Below are 458 nucleotides of genomic sequence, written 5' to 3' on the forward strand. Positions count from 1 at the left end.
ATATTAAACAGAGGCTTTATAGTACGGCTTAACACTGGGATCAACAATGATAAGCGTCAGTTACACGACACTATATGACGCATAAACTTTTTACTTGAATGTCTCTATTAAAGCAAAAGGATTTGCTTACTTTTATGCTCGGCTTAGGTGTTAGAGTGTCAGTTAGCTGGCTTTTAAGACCTTTCTCATAACCGCTGATAGGGCATTTTTAGCGCCTTTGCCATCCTCGCTATTTAGTAAACCACAAATCTGAATTATTAATTCCGCTTTAGTATGATTGTCTATCTGGAAATCTGCTAAACCCTCGACTTCATCAAGTATGTCTAGTGCATCCACTATATAATCAGGGTTGAACTCCGACCGTGCTTGTAGATGATCAGTTAGCTTTTGATTTAGCGTCCTCATGTCTTTAGGCAAAAATATACTATTAAGTAGATGCTCTTTGGCTTGGCTAATAG

General features: G+C 38.0%; 1 protein-coding gene. It reads right to left on the reverse strand.

Going from position 1 to position 458, the window contains the following annotated elements:
* Nucleotides 1-162 precede the first annotated feature (162 nt).
* Nucleotides 163-458: hypothetical protein (locus tag FHK88_RS11760; RefSeq protein ID WP_227430942.1), on the reverse strand; the 296-nt coding region annotated here is incomplete at its 5' end.

This window comes from Psychrobacter sp. I-STPA6b (assembly GCF_020662265.1).
Classification (GTDB): Bacteria; Pseudomonadota; Gammaproteobacteria; order Pseudomonadales; family Moraxellaceae; genus Psychrobacter.